Below are 2,314 nucleotides of genomic sequence, written 5' to 3' on the forward strand. Positions count from 1 at the left end.
CCGTATTACAGTTTTAGCTCAAGAAAATCTATATGCTGGAGTTGCAAGAAATGCTGGTATGATGGTAGCTAGTGGAGAGTATTATCATTTTTTAGATAGTGATGATTGCATGAGTGGTGAGCTTAATTATTTTTATAATGAAGCTTGTAAAAATCAAGTTGAATTGTTTAAATTTAAAAATATAATTTATGATGATTATAATGACTTATATTATCAAAATGATTATATTTTGATATCAAAACTTGATAAAAAGTACTTTAATAAACTCATAAAAAATCCTAAGATAGATTTACTTTTAAATCTTCCTGATAGTGCTTGGAGTGGTATATATAAAGCTAGTTTTATAGAAAAATTTGATATAAAATTTGATAATCTTAAATGTGTTAATGATGTTAGTTTTTTCATAAAGTGCATAAATAATCTCAATAGTCTTTATATATCAAATAAAGAATTGATTATATATAGAAGAAATCATGTTAATTCTTTAATGCAGCTTAGAGCTGATAATTTAGTTGATTTAATAAGGCAGTTTAAGAATATAGAAAAAGTGGATTTAAAACATAAACAAATTATATTGAAATATATTTTTATGAAAATTAAATCACAATTTATAAATAATTTAGATAAGCTAAGTGAAGATGTTTTTGATGAGCTAAAAACTATATCTTATAGATGCTTTAATGATAGAGATTTGATAAATTTTAATGATTTTGTAATAGCTTACAAGCCACAACAAACGAAATTTAATAACTTTTATTATTCATATCCAAAGATACTTTCTAATGACAAAGGCAATGGCATAAGCATTGAAGGTAGTGGTGATTGTGTGATATATCTAAAAGCTATAGAAAGTGGGTTATTTAATATAACTTTTAGGTCTATTTTGAACAATGGCTTTTATAAAGCTACAAGATATAACTTAATAAAAATCAACGATGAGATAATAAATATACTTCCAGTTATTACAACCGATAATTCTCCTTATAGATATAAATTAAAGGTTAAAAATGGTGATATTTTGAAATTGGAATTTAGATTAGGAATTACAAACGTTAAACAAGATTTTAAAGTAAATATAAGAAATGTAAAAAATAAAAAAAATAGTGTTGAATTGGTAAAAATAAAAGGAATATAAATGAGTAAAGAAAAACTAAATTTAATAGTAGGATGTGGTTTAAGTGGTGCTGTAATGGCAAATAAAATAGCCAACGAATTGGGTGAAAATGTTGTTATTATAGATAGGAAAGACCATATAGCAGGTACTTGTTATGATTATAAAGATATAGATACAGGCATTACAGTTCATAAGTACGGCCCTCATATTTTTAGAACTAATAATAAAGAAGTTTGGGATTTTTTATCAAAATATACCGAATGGATGCCTTTTATGCATAATGTTTTAGGCATAGTAGACGGCAATGAAGTACCAGTTCCATTTAACTTAAATTCGTTGCATATTGTATTTCCTGAGCAGTTGGCAAAAAAATTAGAAAATAAACTTATAGAAAAATTTGGATATAACGTAAAGATAAAGATACTTGAGCTACTACAAACAGATGATAAAGATTTAAAATTATTAGCAGATTTTATATATGAAAAAATTTTTAAGGAATATACCATTAAACAATGGGGCTTTAAGCCTGAAGATTTAGACCCATCTGTTACTGGATCGGTTCCGGTTTTTATAGGTAGAGATAATAGGTATTTTCAAGAAAAATATCAAGGTATACCTCTTAATGGTTATACTAAGATGTTTGAAAATATGTTATCTCATAAAAATATAGAGATAAGACTAAACACTGACTATAAAGATATAAATGAAAAACATTTTGATAGAATATTTTATACTGGAGCTATTGAAGAATTTTTTGAATATAAATTTGGAAAACTACCTTATAGAAGTCTAGATATTAAAATTACAACTTATGATATTGATAAATTTCAAAATGCTCCGGTGGTTAATTATCCTAACAATTATGATTTTACTAGAATAGCTGAGTATAAATATTTTTTAAAAGAACAATCTAATAAAACAGTTTTATCGTTTGAATATCCTAAAGAATTTGAAATAGGAAAGAATGAAAGAATTTATCCAATTTTAAATAATTCAAATACTGCTTTATATAACAAATACTTACAAGAAGCTATATTATTAGAAAATATTTATTTTTTAGGAAGACTAGGAGCTTATAAATATTATGATATGAATAGAACTATCCTTGGTGCTTTTGAAGTATTTGAGAATATCTTTAATGTAAAAGGAAGTAATAAATGAGTGATTTTTTATCAATGACTTTGTCAGAAAATCAAATTA

Annotated in this window: 2 protein-coding genes; both read left to right on the forward strand. The window is 24.6% G+C overall.

All coding sequences use genetic code 11. From position 1 onward, the window contains the following. Positions 1-1,135, forward strand: a 1,135-nt coding sequence (locus AVBRAN12647_RS09480) for a glycosyltransferase (protein ID WP_336609902.1), incomplete at its 5' end; no start/stop codon positions are given. Continuing rightward, complete coding sequence (gene glf, locus AVBRAN12647_RS09485) at positions 1,136-2,275, forward strand: UDP-galactopyranose mutase (RefSeq protein WP_336609903.1); 1,140 nt, start codon at positions 1,136-1,138, stop codon at positions 2,273-2,275. The last annotated feature ends 39 nt before the right edge of the window (positions 2,276-2,314 follow it).

The sequence above is a fragment of the Campylobacter sp. RM12647 genome (genome assembly GCF_020138135.1).
GTDB lineage: Bacteria > Campylobacterota > Campylobacteria > Campylobacterales > Campylobacteraceae > Campylobacter_E.

Excerpts from the sequence above, each read along its gene's own strand:
- glf (WP_336609903.1), top strand. The coding sequence starts at position 1,136 with ATGAGTAAAGAAAAACTAAATTTAATAGTAGGATGTGGTTTAAGTGGT.